The organism is Bradyrhizobium diversitatis (assembly GCF_016031635.1).
Taxonomy (GTDB): domain Bacteria; phylum Pseudomonadota; class Alphaproteobacteria; order Rhizobiales; family Xanthobacteraceae; genus Bradyrhizobium; species Bradyrhizobium diversitatis.
In genome coordinates this window covers 24,550-50,019 of the sequence record NZ_JACEGD010000030.1, presented here as the reverse complement: position 1 = coordinate 50,019, position 25,470 = coordinate 24,550, and the positions used below count along the sequence as shown (strand labels likewise).

At 64.5% G+C, this 25,470-nt stretch carries 19 protein-coding genes and 2 pseudogenes; 10 read left to right on the top strand and 11 right to left on the bottom strand.

Going from position 1 to position 25,470, the window contains the following annotated elements:
• The first annotated feature begins 4 nt into the window (after positions 1–4).
• The gene (gene cax / locus H1B27_RS28480) at positions 5–1,105 is read left to right on the top strand and encodes a calcium/proton exchanger (RefSeq protein WP_061878288.1); all 1,101 of its coding nucleotides are present in this window, start codon (positions 5–7) and stop codon (positions 1,103–1,105) included.
• Between the two features lie 93 nt (positions 1,106–1,198).
• Here cax and H1B27_RS28475 read toward each other — a convergent pair whose 3' ends face one another.
• The 6 genes from H1B27_RS28475 to H1B27_RS28450 form a co-directional block, all read right to left on the bottom strand.
• Positions 1,199–1,573 carry a hypothetical protein gene (locus tag H1B27_RS28475; RefSeq protein WP_246515767.1) on the bottom strand — a complete coding sequence of 125 codons (375 nt, stop codon included), beginning with the start codon at positions 1,571–1,573 and terminating at the stop codon, positions 1,199–1,201.
• 356 nt (positions 1,574–1,929) lie between these two features.
• Positions 1,930–3,204 carry an aminotransferase class III-fold pyridoxal phosphate-dependent enzyme gene (locus H1B27_RS28470; protein WP_197968356.1) on the bottom strand — a complete coding sequence of 425 codons (1,275 nt, stop codon included), beginning with the start codon at positions 3,202–3,204 and terminating at the stop codon, positions 1,930–1,932.
• Positions 3,205–3,234: 30 nt separating this feature from the next.
• Complete coding sequence (locus H1B27_RS28465; RefSeq protein ID WP_246515765.1) at positions 3,235–4,659, bottom strand: amidase; 1,425 nt, start codon at positions 4,657–4,659, stop codon at positions 3,235–3,237.
• Between the two features lie 64 nt (positions 4,660–4,723).
• Positions 4,724–6,310 (bottom strand): ABC transporter substrate-binding protein, encoded by a 1,587-nt coding sequence (locus tag H1B27_RS28460; RefSeq protein WP_197968354.1) that lies wholly within the window; start codon positions 6,308–6,310, stop codon positions 4,724–4,726.
• Positions 6,311–6,550: 240 nt separating this feature from the next.
• Positions 6,551–7,153: a TetR/AcrR family transcriptional regulator gene (locus H1B27_RS28455; protein ID WP_061878284.1), complete on the bottom strand. Its 603-nt coding sequence runs from the start codon at positions 7,151–7,153 to the stop codon at positions 6,551–6,553.
• 238 nt (positions 7,154–7,391) lie between these two features.
• Positions 7,392–8,135 (bottom strand): SDR family NAD(P)-dependent oxidoreductase, encoded by a 744-nt coding sequence (locus H1B27_RS28450; protein WP_197968353.1) that lies wholly within the window; start codon positions 8,133–8,135, stop codon positions 7,392–7,394.
• Between the two features lie 141 nt (positions 8,136–8,276).
• On the opposite strand from H1B27_RS28450, the gene H1B27_RS28445 reads away from it, so the two are divergent.
• The 5 genes and pseudogenes from H1B27_RS28445 to H1B27_RS28430 all read left to right on the top strand — a co-directional run bounded on the left by H1B27_RS28445 (position 8,277) and on the right by H1B27_RS28430 (position 14,513).
• Entirely contained in the window at positions 8,277–9,047 is a 771-nt protein-coding gene (locus tag H1B27_RS28445; protein ID WP_197968433.1) for a methyltransferase domain-containing protein, read from the top strand.
• Positions 9,048–9,247: 200 nt separating this feature from the next.
• Positions 9,248–10,249 (top strand): DctP family TRAP transporter solute-binding subunit, encoded by a 1,002-nt coding sequence (locus tag H1B27_RS28440; RefSeq protein ID WP_061878282.1) that lies wholly within the window; start codon positions 9,248–9,250, stop codon positions 10,247–10,249.
• A gap of 68 nt (positions 10,250–10,317) precedes the next feature.
• Positions 10,318–10,878 (top strand): annotated as a pseudogene (locus tag H1B27_RS41100) (TRAP transporter small permease); the annotation flags it as partial.
• Positions 10,879–11,094: 216 nt separating this feature from the next.
• On the top strand, positions 11,095–12,375 hold the full coding sequence (locus tag H1B27_RS41095) for a TRAP transporter large permease (protein ID WP_245311984.1): 1,281 nt from the start codon (positions 11,095–11,097) through the stop codon (positions 12,373–12,375).
• 209 nt (positions 12,376–12,584) lie between these two features.
• The gene (locus H1B27_RS28430; RefSeq protein WP_197968352.1) at positions 12,585–14,513 is read left to right on the top strand and encodes an alkyl/aryl-sulfatase; all 1,929 of its coding nucleotides are present in this window, start codon (positions 12,585–12,587) and stop codon (positions 14,511–14,513) included.
• Positions 14,514–14,696: 183 nt separating this feature from the next.
• Here H1B27_RS28430 and H1B27_RS28425 read toward each other — a convergent pair whose 3' ends face one another.
• Positions 14,697–15,767, bottom strand: a complete 1,071-nt coding sequence (locus H1B27_RS28425) for a glycosyltransferase family 4 protein (RefSeq protein WP_061878280.1) — start codon at positions 15,765–15,767, stop codon at positions 14,697–14,699.
• 274 nt (positions 15,768–16,041) lie between these two features.
• Here H1B27_RS28425 and H1B27_RS28420 point away from each other — a divergent pair.
• The 4 genes and pseudogenes from H1B27_RS28420 (at position 16,042) to H1B27_RS28405 (ending at position 21,797) form a co-directional block, all read left to right on the top strand.
• A pseudogene (locus H1B27_RS28420) lies at positions 16,042–17,678 on the top strand (ABC transporter ATP-binding protein).
• A 59-nt stretch (positions 17,679–17,737) separates the two neighbouring features.
• A complete protein-coding gene (locus tag H1B27_RS28415; RefSeq protein ID WP_197968351.1) occupies positions 17,738–19,942 on the top strand; it encodes an amylo-alpha-1,6-glucosidase in 2,205 nt (734 codons plus the stop codon).
• 23 nt (positions 19,943–19,965) lie between these two features.
• Positions 19,966–20,487, top strand: a complete 522-nt coding sequence (locus H1B27_RS28410) for a PRC-barrel domain-containing protein (protein ID WP_061878277.1) — start codon at positions 19,966–19,968, stop codon at positions 20,485–20,487.
• Positions 20,488–20,510: 23 nt separating this feature from the next.
• On the top strand, positions 20,511–21,797 hold the full coding sequence (locus H1B27_RS28405; protein ID WP_247803370.1) for an MFS transporter: 1,287 nt from the start codon (positions 20,511–20,513) through the stop codon (positions 21,795–21,797).
• Positions 21,798–21,862: 65 nt separating this feature from the next.
• Here H1B27_RS28405 and H1B27_RS28400 read toward each other — a convergent pair whose 3' ends face one another.
• The 4 genes from H1B27_RS28400 to fixL form a co-directional block, all read right to left on the bottom strand.
• Positions 21,863–22,561: a helix-turn-helix domain-containing protein gene (locus H1B27_RS28400; RefSeq protein ID WP_061878671.1), complete on the bottom strand. Its 699-nt coding sequence runs from the start codon at positions 22,559–22,561 to the stop codon at positions 21,863–21,865.
• Between the two features lie 203 nt (positions 22,562–22,764).
• Positions 22,765–23,181 carry a response regulator transcription factor gene (locus H1B27_RS28395; protein WP_061878276.1) on the bottom strand — a complete coding sequence of 139 codons (417 nt, stop codon included), beginning with the start codon at positions 23,179–23,181 and terminating at the stop codon, positions 22,765–22,767.
• A 43-nt stretch (positions 23,182–23,224) separates the two neighbouring features.
• Positions 23,225–23,842, bottom strand: coding sequence for a response regulator FixJ (fixJ, locus tag H1B27_RS28390; RefSeq protein ID WP_197968349.1), 618 nt, complete (start codon positions 23,840–23,842; stop codon positions 23,225–23,227).
• A 3-nt stretch (positions 23,843–23,845) separates the two neighbouring features.
• Positions 23,846–25,363, bottom strand: coding sequence for a sensor protein FixL (gene fixL / locus H1B27_RS28385; protein ID WP_082821969.1), 1,518 nt, complete (start codon positions 25,361–25,363; stop codon positions 23,846–23,848).
• Between the last annotated feature and the right edge of the window lie 107 nt (positions 25,364–25,470).

Genomic DNA, 25,470 nt, shown 5'->3' with positions numbered 1-25,470 from the left:
CGATATGGGAGCTTTGCTCAGGGAAATCCGGGACACCCCTTTGCTCTGGATGCTGGTCTTTGTACCCATCGTGCTGGTGGCCGATGCGGCTGCGCCGCACTCCCACACGCTGCTCTTCGTGCTGGCCGTGCTTGCGATCGTGCCGCTGGCGGCGCTGCTCAGCCACGCCACAGAAACGGTCGCTGCCAAGACCGGCGATGCCGTGGGCGGACTGCTCAATGCAACGCTCGGCAATCTGACGGAGTTGATCATCGCCATCACGGCACTGCGGGCGGGCCAGTACATGCTGGTGAAGGCCTCGATTGCGGGCGCGATCGTGACCAACGCGATATTCATGCTCGGCGCCTGCCTGCTGATCGGCGGCATGCGCTACCATGTGCAGGAGTATAACCGCGCCGGCGCGCGGCTCTCGTCCGGCTTGTTGTTGATGGCAACGGTCGCGCTGCTGGCGCCTTCGGCCGTCGCCGACCTCGAACATCTGCCGCAGGGCGGAGGCGTCCTTCACAAGCTGAGCGTCGGCATTTCGATGCTCCTCATCGTCGCTTACGCGCTGGGCCTGTGGTTCTCGCTCGGGACACACAAGGAATTGTTCGCAAGCGCCGATCACGGCGAGCACGAGGAAGCGCACTGGCCGATCGGGGTTGCCGTCGGAACGCTGCTGGTCGTCACCGTGCTGGTCGCGCTGGTGAGCGAGATCTTCGTGGAATCGGTGCAGAAGGCGGCGGAAACCTTCGGAATGAGTCCGGCCTTCGTCGGCTTCATCATCGTTTCGCTGGTCGGTGCGGCCGCCGAATTCGCGGTGGCGTTTGCCGCGGCGCGCAAGGACCGGCTCGACATGGTCGTCAGCATTGCGCTCGGCAGCGCCTCGCAGATCGCGCTATTCGTTGCACCTGCACTGGTGCTGCTGAGCTACGTCGTGGGACCGACGCCGATGAACCTTCAGTTCTGGCCGGGCGCCGTCACAATGGTGATGATTGCAACTGTTACGGCGACCTTCATCACCACAAGCGGTCGCTCGGCATGGTTCGTCGGCGCCTTGATGATCTTCATCTACGCCGTGTTTGCCCTGACCCTGTATGTCGTCCCGCCGGCGGGTCAGGAATGAGGTGCTGCTGCTTGTCGGCACGGGCGTGAATTGGCCTGTCGGGGAATGGCGGCGCGCGGCAAGCCATCCTCCGAAGAGGCGAATGCGTTCCCGCTAATAGGCCCAGTAGCTGCCGGAGGGCGAGCAATTGTCGCCGCCATAGCCATAGCCGTAGTTGCCGCCGCCATAACCGTAATACGATGCGGCCGGGGAGCTGTAGCCGTAGGCCGGATAACCGCCATAGTAGCCACCGCCACCGTAGTACCCGCCATAGCCGCGGTAATAAGCGCTCCGCGCAATCGCGCCGCCGCCGACGGCGCCGGCAACCGCACCATAACCGAGCCCGCGATAATCGTAGCCGCGATAACCCCAGCTGCCCCGATAGCCCCAACCACGACCGCGGTAGCCCGATCCGACGCCGCGATAGCCGTAGCCGCCGCCGCGCCAGCCGCCAACCCATCGCACTTCAGTGGTGTTCCGATCGACCATCGATTTCATCGTCGAAGCGCGGCCACGCCTTTCCGGGATGGCGCTGCCGTGGCTGGCTTGATCTAGATCAAGCGTGACACAGTCCGTAGGATGAGCAGAGTCGCCGCCGCGCTCGTCACGCCTTCGCATCGCGGCAGCAACTTTATGTGGACGCGGCCGCAGTTTTGCGGACCATCGGCCTTGCAGCTCCACATTGCAGCCTGTGAACAGAAGACGACCTTGCCGCTTGAACTGCTCACATGACCAATGAGGCGGTCAAGGTCATTGTAACCGGCGGGATAACTGACCGCGCTGGAACTATGCTCGAATGATTGCGCCGCTCAACCTTCAGCGCCCATCGTCTTCAACGCCCAGGTTCAAAGTCCAAGGCGTTGCAGCACCAGCTCGTTCGATTGGGCGGGCAAGGACGGCAGCCGCCTCTTCAGTTCGGCGAAGGCTCTGTCCGTGATGTCGAGCGTGTTGTCGATGTCGTCCGTCGTCAGGGCAGCGTTGAAGAACATGTTGTGATAGGGGTGAAGGTAGGCCCCGGACCGAACTGCAAAGCCGGCCCAGAAGTAACCCTTCCGCATGTCCGGATCGTCGTCGAACAGGATTTGCGGCATCTGCGACGGTCCGGTCTGGCGAACCGCAATGCCGTGCGCGGAGGCCTGCGCCGCGATCCCCGCCCGCAGCCGCGTGGAATTGGCGATGATCCGTTCGAGATAATCGGTCGTCCGGATCTCCCGCAGGGTCGCGATCGCCGCCGCCATCGGCACGGCGGAGAACCAGAAGGATCCCGTGACGTAGATGCTCGACGCTGCGCTGCGGGCCTTCTCCGAGCCGAGAAGGGCCGAGATCGGATAGCCGTTGGCGAGCACCTTGCCCCATGCGCTGAGATCGGGCTGAACCCCGTGCACCGACCAGCTGCAGTCGCGCGAGAGGCGAAAGCCGGTGCGTACCTCGTCGAGGATCAGCAGCGCATCCGCATCATCGCAGAGCTTCCTCAGTCCAAGCGCATAGTCGGCCGAGGGCGCGTACTGGTCGTTGAACGTCTCGTGACGGAATGGCGTCGCGAAGACGCCGGCGACGTCGCCAGCGGCCTTGCGAAACGCCTCCGTCGCACTGTCGAGGTCGTTGTAGTCGAAATAGATGATGTGGGCCCGGTCCTCCGCGGTGATGCCCTTCATGTTGGGAGTATTCCAGGGGGCGGCGCCGTGATAGGCGCCCTTCGCGACGAGAATTTTGCGGCGATCCCGATAAGCCCGTGCCGTCACCATCGCCATCGAGGTCGCATCGCTTCCGTTCTTGCAGAACATGGCCCAGGCCGCATGCCCGATCATCGATACGAGGTCTTCCGCAAGCACGACCATGGCCTCGGAGGGGCCGGTCATGGTGTCTCCCATCGCGGCCTGAGCCCGTGCGGCTTCCTCGATGCCGCGGTGCCGGTAGCCGAGCAGATTGGGACCGAACGCACACATGTAGTCGACGTAGCGGTTGTGATCGCAGTCCCAGAGATAGGCTCCCTCGGCTCGCGAGAAGAATTGCGGAAAGTCCTCTGAAAGAAGGGCGACCGATTCGTGACCATACATGCCCTTCGGGATCACCTGCCGTGCGCGTTCGCACAGTTCGGAGTCCTTCGAATTTCTCATCATGGAGTGTCCTGTCGGATTTGGGGCCGCGCGTCAGCTCGGCATCGCGATGTCGGGACGACGCTGTCTCCACGGCATTGCAGCCTCGAAGGCGGCGGCTGCCTGCAGGACGCCAAGATCGGCGAAGCGACGGCTGACGATCTGCAGGCCCACGGGCAGGCCGGCGCGGGTCATGCCGCAAGGCACGCTCGCCGCCGGGTGGCTCGACATGTTGAAGGGGTAGAGGAATTCCGACCATTCAAGCCAATCCCAATCGTGCTCGGGCCAGTGTTCCGGCCTGACCCGCTCGACGGGAAAGGCCGCAACCGAGGCGACCGGCGTGACGAGATAATCCCAATCCTCGAGAAAGCTCGATATCTGCGCGACGTACGCGAATTTGCGCTCGCGCATGTTCATGTACTCGGTCGCGGAATAGTTGGCTCCCTCGCGAATGCAGGCGACGAGGTCGCTGCCCATGCTGCCTTCCCATTCCGGCAGCAGTCCAGCCCGGCGCCCCCAGAGAGCCGCCCAGAAGAAGCGCCCGAGCTCCGGTCCCTGCGGCCCCCATTGCGGCGTCACGATCTCCACTTCGGCCTGAAGCTCTCCGGCAAAGACCTTGGCCGCCGATGCAACGATTCCTGCGATCTCGTCATCGACACGGGCGTGACCGAGGTCCGGGCTGAAAGCGATGCGCTTGCCCTTCATCGAGGCCTTCAGCTTCGCGAGGTAGGCATCGGGCGCCGCTTCGCAGGATGTGTGGTCGAGCGGATGCGGGCCGGCCATTGTCTCCAGCATCAGCGCGGCATCGGCGACGGTTCGCGTCATCGGGCCGATATAGGTGGCGTAGTCGTTGTTGGAGACCGGCGCGTAGGGGACCCGGCCAAAGGTCGGCTTCAAGCCGAAGACGCCGCAGAAATGGGACGGCATCCGGATCGAGCCGGCTCCATCCGAGCCGAGGTGCAGCGGTCCGTAGCCGGCTGCTGCACCTGCGCCTGCGCCTGCAGACGAGGCGCCGGCATTGAAGCCGCGCTTCCATGGGTTGTGCGTCACGCCCGTCACCGGATTGCGGCTGATGCCGGACCAGCCGAATTCGGACATCGTGGTCTTGCCGAGGATGATCGCGCCGGCATCGCGCAGTCGCGCCACGACGATGTTATCCTCGCGGGCAACAGGGCCCTTCAGCGCATGCGTGCAGGTCGCCGTTTCGTAGCCGGCAACACCGAACGCGTCTTTGATCGTGACGGGAATTCCTTCGAGAGGCCGAGCCTCTCCGCTGCGCAGGCGCCGCTCGGAATCCCGTGCTGCCGCCAATGCGTCGTCTCGCATCACCACGGAGAACGCGTTGATCGCCGGCTCGAGCGCCGCGATCCGGTCGAGAATGCCCGATACGGCCTCTACCGGCGAGAGCTCGCGGCGTTCAAAGCGCGCCTTCAGTTCCAGCGCGGTTGCGTAACCCAATTCGGCGTGCAAGTCGTTCATGTTTTCGGCCATCCACCGAGGTGTTGGTTGCATGGGTCGACGTGTGATCGACGGGCCCTGGGGATCAGGCCTTCTTCACACCGTAAAACTGGGAGAAGCCCAAGGGAATGCCGCTGAGCTTCTGGGAGTACGCGGCCGGCTGCGCAAAGTAGCCGAGCGGCAGATAGGGGGTGTCCCGCATGGCCTGCGCCTGGATTTCCCGAACCAACCGCTGTCTTTCCTTGTCGTCCTCGGCCGACAGAAATGCGAGGCGCAGGGCCTCGATCTTCTCGCTGCTCGGCCAGCCGAAGGTGCCGGCCTTGCCGATGCCCCGGAGATAGGAGTGAGCGGCGGGATTGATCGCGGACGCGCCGGGGACGTAATTGCACCATGCGCTCCAGCCGCCCTGGTCGAGCGGGCGCTGCGACGCAATACGCTGCAACACGGTGCCCCAGTCGGACACCTGGTAGTCGACCTCGAGGCCGATCTTGCGGAACATGTCGGCGGCGACCAGGCTCATGGAGTTGAGGGCGTGGAGGTCGGTCGGGACGACGAAGACGATACGCTCGCCCTTGTAGCCCGCCGCCTGCAGATCGCGCTTGGCCTTGGCGTAGTCCGGCGCCCCCGCGAAGACGTCCATGCCGGCATCGTTTGCGAAGGGGGAGGCGGGCAGGAAGAAGCCGACATTGTCCTTCCAGAAATTGCCATTGATGCCCATGACGGCCGTCATGAATTCCGTCTGGCTGATGGCCGACAGGATGGCGCGACGGATTGCGGGATTGTCAAAGGGGGGAACGAGATGATTGAGCCTGATCATCGCGAGATAGCCGCCGGTGTCCTTGACCTCGACCTTGATGTTGCCTCGCTTGGCGAGCAGCGGCAACAAGTCCGGAGTCGGTTGCTCCCACCAGTCGACTTCGCCGACCTGAAGGGCGGCCGCGGCCGTCGCAGCATCCGGCAGAACGCGCCAGATCACGCGGTCGAGGTGGACGGTCTTGGGGCCGGCCATGAAGCTGGCGGTGCCTGACGCTCGCGGGACGTAACCGTCAAACCGCTTGTAGACGACCTGGGATCCGACGATGCGTTCGTCCGGCACGAACTGGAACGGTCCGCTGCCGATCATCTCCTTGACCTGCTCCGTGCCCGGCGTGAGCGCAAGGTGCTCGGGCATGACGGGGCACACGCTCGATGGCTTGCCCAGCGCATAGGCCAGCAAAGGAAAAGGCTTCTTCAGGTCGAAGACAATCGTATTGTCGGACGTTGCGGAGAGTTCAGCGGTGGCGTTGCGAAGATCTCCACCGAAGACGTCTCGGCTCCACCAGCGCTTGATGCTGGCCACGGCATCCCGCGCCAGGACCTGTTCGCCGTCGTGAAACTTCAATCCCTCTCGCAGCGTCAAGGTCCAGCGCAGGCCGTCGCGATCGATCTCGTGACCAGCCACCATCTGCGGCTGTGCTTCGAAGCGTTCGTCGACGCCGTAGAGCGTGTCGAACACCAGCAGTGCATGGTTGCGGGTCACAAGCCCCGTCGTCTGCACTGGATCGAGCAAAGTGAGATCGGATTGAGGAACGAAGGTCAGGACCTTCTCACCCGCCGCCGAGGCGAGGCGAGGCGCTGCAACTGTGGCCGTTGCCGTGGCGGTTGCGGCTTTCAAGAAGTCTCGGCGGTTCATGGCACTCCTTTCAGGGGAAACGGAGATCAGGCGGCGGACCTCACCACGTGCGGGATGATACTGATATAAATTTCGATTATAAAGCGGAGTCTTTGGGCGCGTCCCTCCAGGGAAAGAATCCCTGCATTTTCACGATCATACGGAAATATGAGCAAAAAGTGGTCACCGCGCCGCCCACGGCGGAAGCGGGAGCCTTCGATGTCCCGGGAGATAGTGGAATTTTATATGATTAGAGGAGCGTCAGGGGGCGCGCCGATCGACGACTTCCGGCAGGTAGCATCGCAAATATGCGATGGAGCATCTGATCGATTCCTCGAGATATTCCGGGGTGATGGATCGATGGAGGCTGTAGGAGAGCGCCCAGATGCCATCCACGAGCGCGATCGACACCGCGACCCATTTCTCCAGATCCGGTACCTTGGGCATGTCGAACGTCGCACGCAGATAGGCGGTACGCTGCTTCGCGAGATGGGCGTTGCCGCTGAGATCCGTGTTTCTCACCTCGACGCTGACGCCTGCGCCCATGAAAAGACGCAGCGCTGCAGGATTGCGGTTCAGATGCGCTGCGCCGGCCTTCTGGCTGTTGGCGATGTAGTGCTGCCAAGTCTGGGGACGAGGATGAACCGGGCCCGCGGCGCGTGCCGCGATCTCGGCGTGGTAGCGTTGCGCCAGGGCTACAAAGGCGGCGCCTCGGTTCGGAAAGAAGTGATAGACCGAGGCGAGAGGCACATCTGCTCTCTCGGCGATTTGAGCGAGACTGATATCCTCGTCCAGCCGTTCGGCGAGCAGGTCTGCGGTGGCATCGAGCAGAAGCTGAAGCCGCTCGCGACCGCGCTTGCGCATCGGCGAACGACGTCCAGCACCCAATTCTTTGCCGTTCCCCAAACTGTTTCGCCATCACGCACAGAGATTCAGACGAAGCACGGCGCGAAATACTGAAATGCACTGCGCTCTTCGACAGCCGGGCGTGTACCGGTCATCGTAATTATCACCAACCCCTTGGCCAGATCAACCGGCGCTGCCGACGTGAAGCCGTCGCATCGCGTCGGCCGCGGGGCGTCGCGGTCGTCTGTCACCCACCCTAAAACTGATATCTCCGCAATCCCCCATCCACCGGGATCACCGTGCCCGTGATGTAGCGCGCCACCGGTGAGGCCAGAAACACCGCGAGGGCCGCGAGATCTTCCGGTTCGCCCCAATAGCCCACCGGAATTTCTTCCTCGGCAAAACGCTCGCGATAATCCGGCGCGTAGTTGCGGCGGATCTGTTCGCTCATGATGCGGCCGGGCGGGATGCAGTTGACGGTGATGCCGTGCGCGCCGATCTCGCGCGACAGGCCCTTGGCCCAGGCGTGCACGGCGGCCTTGGCGGCGAAGGCGGCGTTGAGGCCTTCCGGCTCGGACTTGCCGGTAATGTTGACGATGCGGCCCCATTTGCGTTCGATCATCTGCGGCAGCAGCGCATGCGCGATGCGGCGATAGCTGGTGAAGTTCAGCGCGATCGCCTCGTCCCATTTGCTGTCGGGCGCATCGACGGGGAGGGGACGGCTGCCGCCGGCATTGTTGACGAGAATGTCGACATGGCCGACCTCCTTCAGCGCGAAGGCCGCAATGTTCTCGGCGGCATCCTTGGCCATCACATCCTGCTCGAACGGCGTGATCAATCCGCCGCCGACGTCTTTCGCCAGTTCGGCCAGCAGGTCGGTGCGGCGCGCCACGCCGATGACGCGCACGCCTTCGGCCGCGAGGCCCCTGGCGATGGCGCGGCCGATGCCGATGCTCGCGCCGGTGACGACAGCGGTTTTCGATTTGAGCCCGAGGTCCATGGTCGCATGCTCTCTTGGTTGCTTTGCGTTTTGCCGTTCGTTTCCTGCCCCGCCCCGCGTGCGGCGATTTGCCGAACCGAGACGAGCAGTGGTAACCAGGAGCCTCGGCGAAGGAAACACGAAAAAGAAAAGGCTCAAATGATGGTCTGGGATCCGCAGCAATATCTGAAGTTCTCCGGCCATCGGCTCCGGCCCGCCGTCGACCTCCTGATGCGGATTCCGGATTTTGCCCCGCGCACGATCGCCGATCTCGGCGCCGGCGCCGGCAACGTGACGAAGCTGATCAGGGAGCGCTGGCCGGATGCGCGCGTGACCGGCGTCGAGGGCTCGGCCGAAATGGTCGCCGCGGGGCGGAAGGCGGCGCCGGACGTGGAATGGTCGCACGAGGATCTCGGCCATTGGAGTCCCGCCGGGCGGTTCGATCTGATTTATTCCAATGCCGCACTGCACTGGCTGCCCGATCATGCGGCACTGTTTCCGTCGCTGATGGAGAAGGTGGCGCGTGGGGGCATCTTAGCAGTGCAGATGCCGCGCAACTTCACCGCGCCTTCGCATGTGCTGATCGGCGAGACCGCACTGGACGGTCCGTGGCGGTCCAAGGTGGAGCATCTCGTCACCCCGCCGCCGGTCGAGGGACCTGCCTTCTATCACGATCTGCTTGCGCCGATGTCGGCCAACATCGACATATGGGAGACCGAGTATCTCCAGGTGCTCGAGGGCGAGAACCCCGTGAAGGAATGGACCAAGGGGACCTGGCTCACGCGCTATCTCGACGTCCTGCAAGGCGAAGAGAAGATCGCGTTCGAAGCCGCCTACGGGATGCGCGTTGCAAAGGCCTATCCGAAGAATGCTGCGGGGCAGACGCTGTTCCCGTTCCGGCGCCTCTTCATGGTCGCCCAGCGCAAAGGCTGATTGAAGTGCCGCATTGCGGCATAAAGCGCACGTTCCCTTTGGACTCGCGCGGACACCGGGTTGCGCATGCAGCGGTCCTCAAGTTAGCTTGGCTGCGGCAAACAGGGCTTGGGGTCCAGTTGTTCGGGTAGCGGATTGCTGCCAGGACTGACCTGAAAAGCAAGAAGAACCCGGTTTCCGAGTTGTTGGGAGGTACGTTCATGCGCAAGCTGCTTGCCGCGGTCGCCGCCGCGGCTGTTTTCTTGGCTCCCGCCATCGCCCAAGCCCAGAGTCCCATCGTCATCAAGTTCAGCCACGTGGTCGCCAACGACACTCCGAAGGGCAAGGGCGCGCTGAAATTCAAGGAGCTCGCCGAGAAATACACCGACGGCAAGGTCAAGGTCGAAGTCTACCCGAACTCCACGCTCTACAAGGACAAGGAGGAGATCGAGGCGCTGCAGCTCGGCTCGGTGCAGATGCTTGCGCCGTCGACGGCGAAATTCGCGCCGCTCGGCATCAAGGAGTTCGAGGCGCTCGACCTGCCCTGGCTGTTCAGGGACGACCAGACCTATGCCGGCGCGATGAAGGGCACGATCGGCAAGTGGCTGTTTCAGAAGCTCGAGGCCAAGGGCATCACCGGGCTCGCCTATTGGGACAACGGCTTCCACATGCTGTCCGCCAACCGTCCCTTGCTGAAGCCGACTGATTTCCAGGGGCTGAAATTCCGCATCTCCGGATCGAAGGTCGCCGACCAGTATCTCCGCATCATGGGCTCGATCCCGCAGATCATGGCGTTCTCGGAAGTTTACCAGGCCTTGCAGACCGGCGTGGTTGACGGCTGCGAGAACACGGCGTCAAACTACCTCACGCAGAAGTTCTACGAGGTGCAGAAGGACATCACCGTATCCTATCACGCGCATCTGCAATATGCTGTCATCGTCAACTCGAAGTTCTGGTCAGGTCTTCCGCCCGATATCCGCACCAAGCTGGACAAGGCGATGGCGGAGGCGACCGACTACACCAACTCGATCGCGCGCCAGGAGAACGAGGACGCGCTGGCCGAGATCAAGAAGACGGGGAAGACCAATCTGCATTATCTCACCGACGCCGACCGCAAGGCCTGGCAGGAGGCGATGCAGCCGACGTATAAATGGGCAAAGGGGCGGGTCGGGCAGGAGGTGCTCGATCTCCTCGCCAAGGAACTCGACGTCAAGATGAACTGACGGGCTGCGCCCTAATAAGAACAATACCAACGGTCGGGGGTGATCGCACTCCCGGCCGTTGCGCTTGAATGATCCAATCCGGGGGGACCAAGTTGTTGCGCGCGCTGAATCGTTTTCTCGATCATCTCGAGGAGTGGCTGATCGCGACGATGATCGCGGCTGCGACATCGCTCATCTTCGTCGCCGTGCTGCACCGCTACGGTGCCGGGCTGTCGATCGACATCGCGAAATGGGCGGAAGCGCGAAATCTCGCCTTCCTCGCCGTGCCGGCGCGAGCGGTGTTCGTGTGGCTTGCCGCGCTCGACCTGTCCTGGGCGCAGGAACTCTGCATCTACATGTTCATCTGGATGGCGAAGTTCGGCGCCGCCTATGGCGTGCGGACCGGCATCCATGTCGGCGTCGACGTGCTGGTCAACATCCTGCCTGGCGGGTCGCGCCGGCGCGTGATCACCTTCGGCCTTCTGTGCGGCGCGCTTTTCACCGCCATCGTCGGCTATTTCGGGGCCGCCTTCGTCACCCACATGTGGCAGAGCGGCCAGCAATCCAACGATCTCGAAGCGCCGATGTGGATGGTCTATCTCACGATCCCGCTCGGCTCCGGCCTGATGTGCTTCCGCTTCCTGCAGGTCGCCTGGTCGTTCTACCGCACCGGCGAGCTGCCGCATCACGACATGGCGGGCGTCGAGGGTGTCGAGGCGGATCCGGTGCATCCGGCGCCGGTCACGCCGAGCCAGGTCGTCCGCGACGAGCGCAGCCCGCTCGGCTGGATCCTGATGCTGCTGCCGGTCCTGATCGTCGCGATCTGCTTCGCCCATGCAGGCCATCTCGTCACGCTGCCGCAGGGCGTGCGCGTCGCCATCGTCTTCGCGCTGCTGCTCTCGCTGATGCTGACGGGCATGCCGATCTCGATCGCCCTGGGTCTGACCGTGCTCAGCTTCATGTTCACGCTGACCGACGTGCGAACGGAATCGGTGGCGCTGAAGCTGTTCACCGGCATCGAGAATTTCGAGATCATGGCGATCCCGTTCTTCATCCTCGCCGGCAACTTCCTGACCCATGGCGGCGTGGCGCGGCGGATGATCAACTTCGCGACCTCGCTGGTCGGCCATTGGTACGGCGGTCTGGCGCTGTCGGGCGTGGTCGCCTGCGCGCTGTTTGCCGCCATCTCCGGCTCATCGCCGGCGACCGTCGTGGCGATCGGCTCGGTGATCCTTCCCGCGATGGTCGCGCAAGGCTTTCCGAAGCGGTTCGGCGCGGGCGTGATCACGACGTCGGGCTCGCTCGGCATTCTCATTCCGCCGTCGATCCCGATGGTGCTCTACGCCGTGTCCACCAACAGCTCGGTCGGCAAGCTGTTCATCGCCGGCATCGTGCCGGGGCTTGCGCTCGCCTCGCTGCTCGGCGCAACGACGTTCTATCGGGCCTGGCGCAACGACTATCCGCGGATGCCGAAAGCCACCTTCCGCGAGCGTTTCGATGCGTTCCGCAAATCGATCTGGGGCATCCTGCTGATCGTGATCGTGATCGGCGGCATCTATAGCGGCCTGTTCACGCCGACCGAAGCTGCCGCTGTGAGCGCGGTCTACGCCTTCATCGTCGCCGTGTTCATCTACAAGGACCTGAGGCTGCGCGACGTGCCGCGCGTGCTGCTGTCATCGGCGAATCTCTCCGCGATGCTGCTCTACATCATCACCAACGCCGTGCTGTTCTCGTTCCTGATGACCTACGAGAACGTGCCGCAGGCGCTGGCGCAATGGATGATCGACCAGGGCCTGGGGTGGATCGGCTTCCTCCTGCTCGTCAACCTGCTGCTGCTGATAGCGGGCAACGTGATGGAGCCGTCCTCCATCATCCTGATCATGGCGCCGATCCTGTTTCCGGTCGCGATCAAGCTCGGCATCGACCCCATCCATTTCGGCATCCTGATGACGGTCAACATGGAGGTCGGGCTGTGCCATCCGCCCGTCGGCCTCAACCTCTACGTCGCCTCCGGCATCGCCAAGATGGGAATCACCGAACTGACGGTCGCGGTGTGGCCGTGGCTGCTGACGATGCTGGGATTCCTCGTCGTGGTGACGTACTGGCCCGGCCTGTCGCTCTGGCTGCCTCGCTTGCTGGGGATGTAGTGGCGCGAGCGGCACGAACGGTGCACCCTCTCCCCGGTCGGAACACCCCCTGTGGGAGAGGGTACATCGCAACGAAGCGGCGAGCCGGGTGAGGGGTCTCTCTCCTCACGAACAGTATTGCGAATGGAAAGAACCCCTCATCCGGCGCTTCGCGCCACCTTCTCCCACAAGGGGAGAAGGGAAGAGAACTCCGTCTTGGAGGAACGAGCATGACCGAACTCAGCAATGAGCCGAAGGACGCATCGTCGTCCGTCATCGCGCAGCAAACGGTGATGCTGAACGCCTTGCCGTTTTCCGACACACGCGACTTCGACGACGCCGCGCGCGGCTTCCTCGGCACGATCGAGAATGCAACGATCACGAATCCGCAAGGGCGGACGGTCTGGAGCCTCGAGCCCTATGGCTTCCTGTCCGCCGAGCAGGCGCCGCACACGGTCAATCCGAGCCTGTGGCGGCAGTCGCGCCTCAACCTGCAGCACGGCCTGTTCGAGGTCGTGCCCGGCGTCTATCAGGTACGCGGGCTCGACATCGCCAACATGACGCTGATCGAGGGCGACAGCGGCGTCATCGTCGTGGACACCCTGACCTCGATCGAAGGCGCCCGCGCCGCGCTCGATCTCTATTTCAGGCATCGCGGCCTGAAGCCGGTCTCGGCCGTCATCTTCACGCACACCCACACCGACCATTGGGGCGGCGCGCGCGGCGTGCTGGCGGAGGATGCACTCGCCACCGGCAGCGTGCCGATCATCGCGCCGAACCTGTTCATGGAGCACGCCGTCTCCGAGAACATCATCGCAGGACCTGCGATGCTGCGCCGGGCGCAGTACCAGTTCGGACCCCTTCTCGCCAAGGGCGTGCGCGGGCAGGTCGATTGCGGTCTCGGCAAGTCGATGGCGGCGGGCTCCGTTGCGCTGCTGCGCCCCACGGACCTGATCATGGCGACCGGCGATACGCGCGTGATCGACGGCGTCGCATTCGAATTCCAGATGGTGCCGAACAGCGAAGCACCGGCGGAGATGCACTTCTTCGTTCCGCGCTATGGGCTGTTGAACCTCGCCGAGAACTGCACGCACAATTTCCACAATCTGCTGCCGTTCCGCGGCGCCGACGTGCGTGACGCGCTGGCCTGGTCGAAATATCTGGGCGAGGCTTTTCAGCTCTGGGACGGCAAGGCCGAGGCGATGTGCGGCCAGCACCATTGGCCGGTGTGGGGACGCGAGCGCATCGGCACGATGATCCGGCAGCAGCGCGACCTCTACAAGTTCGCGCATGACCAGACCATCCGCCTGATGAACCACGGCCTGACCGCGGCCGAAATCGCCGAAACGATCCAGCTGCCGAAGAGCCTGGAAGGCGCCTGGCACGGCCGCGGCTATTACGGCCACATCCGGCACAATGTGAAGGCGATCTACCAGAAATATCTCGGCTGGTACGATGCCAATCCGGTCAATCTCGATCCGCTGCCGCCGGTCGAGGCGGGCAGGAAGTATGTCGAGTACATGGGCGGCGCGGACGCGATTCTGGCGCGGGCGCGCACCGATTTCGACAAGGGGGAATTCCGCTTCGTCGCGCAGGTGCTCGGCCATCTCGTCTTTGCCGAGCCGGACAATGCGGCGGCGCGCGCACTCCTGGCCGATACGCTGGAGCAGCTCGGTTATGCCGCCGAGAGCGCGACCTGGCGCAACGCCTATCTGTTCGGCGCGCAGGAATTGCGCCAGGGCATGCCGAAGGTGCCGGCGCGTCCGCCGATGCCGCGGGAGACGCTGGCGGCGCTGCGCACCTCCCAGCTCTGGGACGTGCTCGGCATCCGCCTCAACGGTCCCAAGGCGGAAGGCAAGCACATCGTCCTGAACTGGCGCTTTTCCGACACCGGCGAGACGTTCGTGCTCAATCTGGAGAACTGCGCGCTCACTTACACCGAGGGCGGGCAGGCGGAAAATGCGGACGCCAGCTTCACGCTCGCGCGGTCGACGCTCGATGAGGTGATTGCGAAGCTGACGAGCTTTCCGGAAGCGGTTGCCGCAGGCAAGGTCAAGCTCGCGGGCAATCCGATGAAGCTCGCCGAGCTGATGGGACTGATGGACGAGTTTCCAAGGATGTTCGAGATCGTCGAGCCGAAGCGGGCGGTGGTGAGATAGTCTACTGTCGCCCCACATTCAGTGTCGTCCCCGCGAAGGCGGGGACCCATAACCCCAGGGAGACGTGTTGGGCGAGACTGGCAACTTCGAGTCTTCGTAACACCACTACTGCGGAGTATGGGTCCCGGATCGGCGCGCGCTTGCGGCGCGCTTGTCCGGGACGACAGTTGTGGGTGTGACTAGCTACTCCGCGCTGCTCACCAGCTTGATCCGCGGCGCCTGTGCCTCGGTCAGGCTGCGATAGGCCGCTAGATAGTCCAGCGCCATGCGCCGCGCCGTGAAGCGCGTCTCGAACTGTTTGCGGATCGCGGCGCGGTCGAGTTGTGGCAGGCGTTTCACCACGCCGGCAGCGCTGATGACGTCCTCGACGATGAAGCCGGTCAGCCCATCGTCGACGATCTCCGGAACCGAGCCGCGGTTAAAGGCGACCACCGGCGTCCCACAGGCCATGGATTCGATCATGACGAGGCCGAACGGCTCCGGCCAGTCGATCGGCAGCAGGAGGCCGAGCGCGCCGCTCAGGAAGTCAGACTTCTCGTGATCGCTGATCTCGCCGATGAACTCGACCAGCGGATTGTTCTCGATCATCGGCCGGATCAGCTCGTCGTAATAATCCTGGTCGGCGCGATCGACCTTGGCCGCGATCTTGAGCGGAATGCCGCAATGGGTCGCGATCTTGATGGCGCGGTCGACGCCTTTTTCCGGCGCGATGCGGCCGAGCACGGCGAGATATTCCTGTTTCGCCGGCTTCGGCGTCAGCAGGGTCTCCGGCAGGCCGTGGTGGATGGTCGTCACCCAGTTCGCCTGCGGCACCGGCCGCCGCTGCGCGTTGGAGATCGAGATGACGGGCATCCTGGAGAAGGTGTTGAAGACCGGCTGATGCTCCGGCAGGTCGAGCCGGCCGTGCAGCGTGGTCACGAATGGCGTCGGCTGCCGGTGGAACAGCGACCAAGGATAGTAGTCGAGATGGAAATGGAGGAAATCGAACTCCTCGTCGTCACATTTCTGCCGCACCCGCTCCAGCAGCACCATGTGCAGCGCGTTGGGATCGCGCACGGAACCGTCGAGACGGAGCGCCTTCGGCCACAATGCATCCAGCTTTGCCGACGTCTGCGAGTCGCCGCTGGCGAACAATGTCACGTCATGTCCAAGGGCTACCAGCTCCTCCGTCAACCAATGCACCACCCGCTCGGTGCCGCCATACAGCTTGGGTGGAACAGCCTCCGTCAACGGAGCTACCTGCGCGATGCGCATCTCACCATCTCCTCTGCGATCATGAACGTTGAAAGCCCCCGCGTGTCGGCACCGGCTATGCCAGCCAAGGGAACGTTCCCGCACTTGCGAAGTTCCTTACTCCAAACGTTACATATTCGACACGTCGGGGGACCGTCGCGATGCTGCCACTAGATCTTCGCACATCGCCCGCATCCGCATGTCGTGATGGCGTTGCCCGGGAACCGAGGCGAAGTGGTCGATGTTCACTCGGCCAGTAACGAAACGAAAATCAGCATAGCGGGGCGATAGCCATATGGATCAGCTTTCTGGATACGCGCGCAGGCCATTTGCCTTTGTCTTGCGCTATCTCCGGCGTCGTCTCGCCTCGCATCTGGTGATCCTGGCCGCCGTCGTGGCGGCCGTCGCCTGTTCCGTGGGCACCCAGTACGGCGTCAAATCCCTGGTCGACAGCCTGTCCGCCGGACCGGGGCATGGCGGCAGCGTATGGCTGGCATTCATTCTGCTCATGTCGCTGATCGCCGCCGACAACTTCCTGTGGCGGATCGCGAGCTGGACGGCGAGCTTCACCTTCGTCCGTGTCACGGGTGATTTGCGCCGTGACATATTTCGTCATCTGACCGGGCATGCGCCGAGCTATTTCTCGGACCGGATGCCTGGCATGCTGACGAGCCGCATCACGGCGACGTCGAATGCGGTGTTCACCGTCGAGAACATGTTCGTCTGGCCGCCGGCAAGCCGCTGCATGACGATTTCGCCGACAAGGCCGCGGTGGTCGACGGCGAGATGATCGACGTCATCAGCAACATGCCCCTTGTCCGTGCCTTCTGCGGTATCGGCCACGAGCATGAGCGGTTCGACGCGACGGTGAACCGGGAGCTCACCGCGCGAAGCCGCAGCCTGCGTTATCTGGAGAAGCTGCGGCTGTTGCATGCCGCCATCACCGTGCTTCTGACGATCGCGCTGATGGCCTGGGCCATCACGCTGTGGCAGAAGGGCCAGGCTACGACCGGCGATGTCGTGCTGGTCTGTACGCTCGGCATCTCCATCCTGAGCGCTACGCGCGATCTCGCGGTGGCGCTGGTCGATGTCACCCAACACGTCGCACGCCTGACCGAGGCGATCGCCACGCTGCTGGTGCCGCACGAATTGCGCGATCACCCCGAGGCCGAGCCGCTGGTGAAGAGCGGCGCTGCAATCGCATTCAACAACGTCACCTTCGGCTATCCCGGCGGCGAGAAGATCTTCGAACGGTTCAGCCTGCGGCTCCAGCCGGGCCAGCGCGTCGGCCTCGTCGGGCATTCCGGCGGCGGCAAGTCGACGCTGTTCACGCTGCTCCAGCGCTTCTACGACGTCGACGAGGGCAGCGTCACCATCGACGGCCAAGACATCTCCAAGGTGACGCAGCTGAGCCTGCGCGAGGCGATTTCCGTCGTGCCCCAGGACATTTCCTTGTTTCATCGCTCCATTCGCGAGAACATCCGTTACGGCCGGCCGAACGCGACCGACGACGAGGTGCTGCGCGCGGCGATCGCTGCGCGCTGCGACTTCGTCGAGAGCCTGCCTGACGGCCTCGACACCATGGTCGGCGACCGCGGTGTCAAGATGTCCGGCGGCCAGCGTCAGCGCATCGCGATCGCGCGCGCCTTCCTCAAGGACGCGCCGATCCTGCTGCTGGACGAGGCGACTGCCGCGCTCGACAGCGAGTCCGAGGAGGCGATCCGCGAGGCGCTGTCGCGCCTGATGCGCGGCCGCACCGTGATCGCGATCGCGCATCGGCTGGCGACGCTGCGCAATTTCGACCGCGTGGTGGTGCTGAGAAATGGTAAGATCATCGAGGACGGCTCGCCCGAGCGTCTGATGCAGGGCCACGGGCCGTATCGTGAGCTGGTCACGCGGGAAATGAGCCGGCTCGCGCAAGCTGCCGCGTAAACCAACAGTCGCGTTTCTCGAGTCGGTTGCGTTTTGAAACAGGCGCAGGGGAGCAGCTCATGTCGGCAGAAGCCGTCACCCAATTCGTCTCCGTGACGCGGACCTCGGAACAGGTCGCGGAACAACCGTTCTATATCCCAATGACGGGGCCGTCGGCGCGGCCACGGCGTTCGCTCAAGCACGACGACACTTTCATCGTGCTCGACAGCCATGGCGACATCGGCGCATCCGCCGGTGGGCCGGACGGCCTGTTCCATCACGATACGCGCTACCTCGCGCGGCTCGAGCTCGTGCTCGACGATCTCCAGCCGCTGCTGCTCGGCTCGAATCTGCGCGACGACAATTCGGCGTTGACCGTCGATCTCACCAATCCGGACATCTACCGGCAGGGCAGCCTCGTGCTGCAGAAGGACCTGCTGCACATCGTGCGCACGGTCTTCCTTTGGCGCGGCACGGCCTATCAGCGCATCGGCGTGCAGAACCATGGCGACCGGCGCACCAGCGTCGACCTGACGCTGCTGTTCGGCAACGACTTCGCCGATTTGTTCGAGGTCCGCGGCGAGCGGCGGCCGCGCCGCGGGATCGGAACCAGCCGGCTGCTCGGGCCGACCGACGTCATGTTCGAGTATCGCGGCCTCGACGAGGCCGAACGGGCCACCGGGCTGCATTTCGACCCGCGTCCGACGCGGCTCTCGGTCAATGCCGCGACCTGGGAGCTCGACCTGGAGCCGCACCAGGCCAAATCGTTGTTCGTGGCCGTGTCCTGCAACCGGCCGGTGACGGAAAAGCCGGTGCGGTTCTTCCCGGGGCTGCTGGCGCACCGCCGCGAGATGCGGCAGTCGACCATGGGCGCTGCCAGCATCGAGACTTCCAACAACATCTTCAACGAGGTGCTGTGCCAGGCCATGGCCGACCTCAACATGTTGATGACCGAGACGCCGCAGGGGCGTTACCCCTATGCCGGCATCCCCTGGTACTCGACGACCTTCGGTCGCGACGGCCTCATCACGGCGCTCCAGATGCTCTGGGTCGATCCGCGCGTCGCCAAGGGCGTCCTGCGCCGGCTTGCGCATTTCCAGGCCACGGCGAGCGATCCGCTCGCGGACGCTGCGCCCGGAAAGATCCTGCATGAGATGCGCGGCGGCGAGATGGCGGCGCTCGGGGAGGTGCCGTTCGCGCATTACTACGGCAGCGTCGATTCGACCGCGCTGTTCGTGCTGCTCGCAGGAAGCTATTTCGAGCGCACCGGCGACGAGGCCACGCTGATCGAGCTGTGGCCGGCGATCGAGGCGGGGCTGGCCTGGATCGACGGCCCTGGTGATCCTGACCAGGACGGGTTCGTCGAATATCAGCGCGCGACCGAGAAGGGGCTGGCGAACCAGGGCTGGAAGGATTCCTACGACGCGATCTTCCATGCCGACGGCCAGCTTGCTGAGGGCAATATCGCGCTTGCGGAAGTCCAGGGCTACGTCTTCGCTGCCAAGCAGCTCGCCGCGCGTTGCGCGCTGCGGCTCGGCAAGCCGGAGCGGGGACGCAAGCTCGAGGCCGATGCCAGGGCACTCGCCGAGCGCTTCGAGACGTCGTTCTGGTGCGAGGAGCTCGGCACCTATGCGCTCGCGCTGGACGGCGAGAAGCGGCCCTGCAAGGTGCGGACCTCGAACGCCGGGCAGGTCCTGTTCAGCGGCATGGTCCGCGAGGATCGCGCCCGCCTCGTCGCCGCCGATCTGATGGGGCCGCATTTCTTCTCGGGCTGGGGCATCCGCACCGTCGCGCAGGGCGAGGTGCGCTACAATCCGATGTCCTATCATGACGGGTCGATCTGGCCGCACGACAATGCGCTGATTGCGCTCGGGCTCGCGCGCTACGGCCTCAAGCATTCGGTGGCGCATGTCTTCAAGGGGCTGTTCGATGCCGCGACCTATATGGATCTGCGCCGGTTGCCCGAATTGTTCTGCGGCTTCCGGCGCGAGAAGCGGCGCGGCCCGACGCTCTACCCGGTCGCCTGCGCGCCGCAGGCCTGGGCAAGCGCGACGCCGTTCACGCTGCTGGAGGCGGCGCTCGGCCTCGAGTTCGATGTGGCGCGGGGCGAGATTCGCCTGCGCAATCCGCATCTGCCGGCGTTCCTCAACGAGGTGATCCTGCGCGATCTGCGCCTCGGCGAATCCAGCGTCGATCTTCGCGTCAGCCGCCACGGCGACGACGTGGCGCTGGAGGTGCTGCGCACACGCGGCCAGATCCAGGTCTCGATCGTGCTGGCGCGCTAGCGGTGCATCGTGAGGAGGGTGTCATGCGTGCGATCGGAGCGTTGATCCTGAGCGTGGCGATCGTGGTTGCCCTGACGGTCGCACCGTCGCGCGCCGCGGAGGATCAGCCCGCAGGCCAGAATGAAGCCAACGTGCCGCCGACGGCACCGCCGCCGGTCTCGACCGTTCCGGTGACGCCCAAGGACGCCGCGCCGCCACCGTCGGTGACCATCATTGGCGCGAGCGAGGCCCACGGCGTGCTCGGCCGCGACGTTCGCAGCGCCGCCGGCGAGGATATGGGCCGCATCGTCGACGTCATCGTCGATCGCACCGGCCATGTGCGGGCCGCGGCGATCGATTTCGGCGGCTTTCTCGGCGTCGGCAGCCGCAAGATCGTGGTGGACTGGAACGCGCTGCGCTTCGGCAAGATCGCCAACAAGAAGGACAGCATCACGCTGGAATTGACCAAGGCGCAGGTCGCGGCCGCGCCGGAATACAAGGAGGACACGCCGATCGTCGTGCTCGGCGCGTCCGGCAGCCTTCAGCCGCTGCAAGCGATCCAGTGAGGTGCCGGGAGGGCTCACCGCCTGTGCTGTTGTCGAGGAAGCCGAACCATGCGGATCGCGGCGCTCGCGGCGAGCAGGACAAGGTCGCCGCGCCGTCGGCCGCGGCTATTCCGGCGCCGTCGCGCCAGAGCCTGCGCGGCCTCGACTGGTTCATCTTCTTCCTCGCCGACGTGCAGACCGGCTTCGGCCCCTTCATCGCGGTCTACCTGACGACGCAGAAATGGACCCAGGTCGAGATCGGCCTCGTGCTGTCGATCGGCGGCATCGTCGCGTTGATCGGGCAGATGCCGGGCGGCGCGATCATCGATGCCGCGAAGTCGGAGCGCCTGGTCGCCGCCCTCGCGATTGCGACCATCGGCGTCTGCGCGCTTGCCTATGCCGCCATGCCGATCTTCCCGGTTGTGGTTGCCGCCGCCACCTTGCACGCGGCGGCGAGCTGCGTGCTCGGGCCGGCGATCGCCGCGATCAGCCTCGGCCTCGTCGGGCCGCTGGCGATCGGCGAGCGGCTCGGCCGCAACGCGCGCTTCGCCTCGCTGGGCAATGGCGTCGCTGCGGCGGTGATGGGCACCGCGGGTTATCTCCTGTCGAGCCGCTCGGTGTTCTTGGTGACTTTCCTGCTCGCGATCCCGACCCTGATCGCGCTCTCGCGCATCCGTGAGAACGAGGTCGACATCAGGCGCTGTCACGGCGAGATGCCGCCTGAAGCCGCCGACCGCGGCGATACCAACATCTGGCACCTGATCCGGCAACGTCCGCTCATCGTCTTCGCGCTCAGCGTGCTGTTGTTGCAGCTCGCGAATGCCGCGATGATGCCGCTGATGGCGAGCGCGGTGACGGCGCGGTCGAGCCAATGGGCGACCGTGCTCGTCGCCGCCTGCATCATCGTGCCGCAGGCGATCGTGGCGCTACTGTCGCCGACGGTCGGGCGCAAGGCACAGCTCTGGGGCCGGCGTCCGCTGCTCCTGATCGGATTCGGCGCGTTGACGATTCGCGGACTGTTGTTTGCGACCGTGCGCGATCCCTACCTGTTGGTGCTGGTGCAGGTGTTCGACGGCTTCACCGCCGCGGTGTTCGCAGTCATGATTCCGCTGATCGTGGCCGACGTCGCCTTCGGCAGCGGTCATTTCAACCTGGCGCAGGGGATCGTGGGGACGGCGACCGGCATCGGCGCATCGCTGAGCACGGTGCTCGGCGGCTATGTCAGCGACAAGTTCGGCAATGCCACCGCATTCATCGGGCTGTCCGGCGTCGCCGCGACGGGGCTCCTTCTGATCCTGCTGATGATGCCGGAAACCCGGCGCACGGCATGACCGCGGCAAAAGAGAAGGCCGGCCGAAACGGGTTCGGCCGGCCAAGTCACGGGGGAGAAAATCGGTCAGGCGTCGAGATTGTGCAGGCGCTGGCGGTTGCGCAGCACGATCTGGCGGGCGCCGGAGAAACCGAGAATGCCCTGGGCGTGAAGCTGCGACAGCGCGCGCGACACGGTTTCGAGCGTGAGGCCGAGATAGTCGCCGATGTCGCGGCGGCACATCGGCAGCGCCATCATGCCGGCAACGGCGAGGCGGCGGTCCATTTCGAGGAGGAAGGTCGCAACACGCTCCATCGCGGTCTTGCGGCCCAGGAGCAGCATGTGGTCCTCGGCATGACGAAGCTCACCGGCGGTCATCGTCCAGAGCTTGCGGGCAACCTGCACGTCGGTGCCGGCGGCCTTTTCGAGGCTCGCGCGCTTCACGAGGCGGACGGTGGTGTCGATGATGGCTTCCGCGGCGAGGCGGTGAGTGGGACCGGATTCGAGGCCGAACACGTCGCCGGCGAGATGGAAGGCGCCGATCTGACGGCGGCCGTCGGAGAGAAGCTTGTAGCTGCGCACCGCGCCGGTGACCACCTGATAGACGTATTCGGACGCCTCGTCCTCGCCGTAGATCTCCTCGTCCTTGCCGTAGGAGAACTCGGTGGCGACCAGGCCGACATGGCCCGTGATCGCGCCGAACTGGTCGGTTACGGGGTGGGCAGGGGCAATCTTGCCACCGATTTGGGTGTTGATCGCCTGGGTGTTGATTGTCTGGGTCAGCATCTGCGCCATCTCCGTTGTGATGGCGCCTTCCTACGCGGTATCGGAGGCTTCGAAAATTTCGAGCGATATCTTAAGGGGGGTGCCTTACGTAGAATCCCGTAGGCTTAGGCGCGATGAGATCAGGATGAATCGTCATCGCGCCTAGGTCATTGTTTGAGCATGATCCTTTCGGAAAACCGCTGCACACTTTTCCGGATCATGCTCTAGGCGCGGGGGCGGTCCTGGATGGCGTGGCGGATGCACTTGACCAGGTTTTCGTCGAGAAGCGGCTTCAAAACCACGTCCTTGATGCCCGCCGTCGCCGCCCGGGCCGAGATGTTCTCGTCGGGATAGCCGGTGATCAGGACCACAGGCGCGTCGCGGTCGGATTTGCGCAAGCGGCCGGTCAGCTCGATACCGTTGATGTCCGGCATCTTGTAGTCGATGACGTAGCAGTCCGGCCCGGGCGCGCCGCTGATATTGAGTAGCGCCGTGCCGCTCCTGAATGTCCGCACGGCAAAGCCATCGGTCTCCAGCAGGAACCGCAACGATCCCAGCACGGCGGCATCATCGTCGACCACAAAGACGGTGAGTTGTGGGGAGGACGGCAGCCGCGCACCATGTGAGCTGACCTCGATCATCCTGACTGGTTAGCACGGCCCCGGGAAGGCGCCTTGACCTGCCTCAATCGTTGAGCATGCCGGCACGCATCGCCAGCCGGACCAGTTCGGAGAGGCTGCTCGCCTGCATCTTGGTCATGACGTTGGCCCGGTAGACCTCGATGGTGCGCGGGCTGATGTCGTATTCGCGGGCGATCAGCTTGTTGGAGAGGCCCGCGATCAGCCCTTCCATGACCTGGCGCTCCCTGGGACTCAAGGACGCGACGCGGGCAGCGATGTCCTGCGCGACGGCTTCGTTCTTGGCGGCAGGCTCGGCCTGGCGGATGGCCGAGTCGATCATGGCGGTGAGACGGTCGTCATCGAACGGCTTTTCCAGGAAATCGACCGCCCCGAGCTTCATGGCTTCGACCGCGAGCGGCACGTCGCCATGACCGGTCATGATCACGATCGGGAAGGGGCTCTGCTGCGCCTTCATCCGCTTCAGCAGCTCGATCCCGTCGAGCCCGGGCATGCGCACGTCGGAGACGACGCAGCCGGAGGCGAGGCCGGGCAGGGCTTCGAGAAAGGCGAGGGCGTCGTCGAACAGGGTGACGTCGAAACCGGCGGAATCCAGCAGGAAATCCAACGAGTCCCGCATCGCTGCATCGTCGTCGATGACATAGACATGTCCCTTGGTCGTCATGATTCAGCTCTCGTCGGTTGCCGGCAAGGTGAAGCGGAATGTCGCTCCGCCCGCCGCGTTGCTCTCGGCCCACATGCGGCCGCCGTGAGCCTCGATGATCGAACGGCTGATGGACAGTCCCACGCCCATGCCGGTGTCTTTGGTGGTGAAGAAGGTCTGGAACAGGTTTGGAATGACGTCGTCCCGGAAGCCGATGCCTGTGTCTGAGACCTCCACCTCGATCATGTCGTCGCCGACGCGGGTGTTGGCGACGACGAGCTCGCGCCGCGGCGACTGCGCCATGGCCTCGAGCGCGTTGCGGAACAGGTTTACCAGCACCTGCTGAATCTGCACCCGGTCGGCGAGGACGAGATCGGCGCCGGGATCGAGGCTGAAGCGGAGCTGCACGTTCTGCTCGCGCGCGCCGGCGAGCCCGAGCGCGCCGGCTTCCTCGATCAGCTTCGACAGGCTCTCGACCCGCTTCTCCGATTCGCCGCGGGAGACGAAGTCGCGCAGGCGCCGGATGATCTGGCCGGCGCGCAAGGCCTGCTCCGCCGCCCGATCGAGCGCGCTTTCGACCTTCGGCGAGTTGGGATCGCTGCTGCCGGCGAGGAGGCGCCGCGATCCCTTCATGTAGTTGCTGATCGCCGCCAGCGGCTGGTTGAGCTCGTGGGCGAGCGCGGAAGCCATTTCGCCCATTGCGGTCAACCGCGACACGTGCACGAGCTCGGCTTGCAGCTCCTGGAGCCGCGCCTGGGTCTGCTGGTGCTCGGTGAGGTCGCGCACGAAGCCGGTGAAATAGGGCTCGCCCGCGCGTTGCGTCTGCCCGACGGACAGGTGCATCGGGAAAGTCGTGCCATCGCGGCGCTTGCCCGTCACGATCCGGCCGATGCCGATAATGTGCGGATCATTCGTCCGGAGATAGCGCGCGAGATAGCCGTCATGACGCGACTGATCGGGCTCCGGCATGAGAATGCTCACGTTTCGGCCGATGGCTTCCTGCTTGCTGTAGCCGAACAGCCGCTCCGCGGCGCTGCTGAAGAGCTGCATGATGCCGCGCGAATCGATGACGATCATGGCGTCGGGCACCGTTTCGAGAATCGAGCGAAGATGATTCTCCTGGGAGCGCAGGGCCTCCTCGAGCTGCTTTTCCTCGTTGATGTCGAGGAATATCCCGCTGAGATGACGTGGCGTGCCCGAATCGTCCCGGATCACGCCGGCCCTGGCCCGGATCCATTGACCGTTTCCGGACGCGGTGCCGAGCTTGAAGGACAGATCAAGCTCCCCGCCGCCTTCCGAGGTGCGCCCGATCGCCTTCAGGAAATTGTCCCGGTCGCTCGGCTCCAGCAGGGACAGAAAGAGATCGTAGCTGACGGCCCGATCCCGCTCGAGGCCAAACAGCCGCTTGGCCATCTCCGACCATTCAAGCTCGCGCGTCTTCAGATCGAGGTCCCAGGTGCCCACCCCGAATCCCTCGATGCGGCCCCGGAAATGCTCGCCCCGACTGTCGTCTGCCGGATGGGTCACGCGGGTCGGCGCCAAGCTCTGCTCCTGTTCTCAGCGGGCAGGCAGGATGCCTTTACCGCTACGGCAATTTCGCCCAAGGCTCGCCCAGAGGCAAGCGCGGACGTTGAATTCGCCGTCGTATC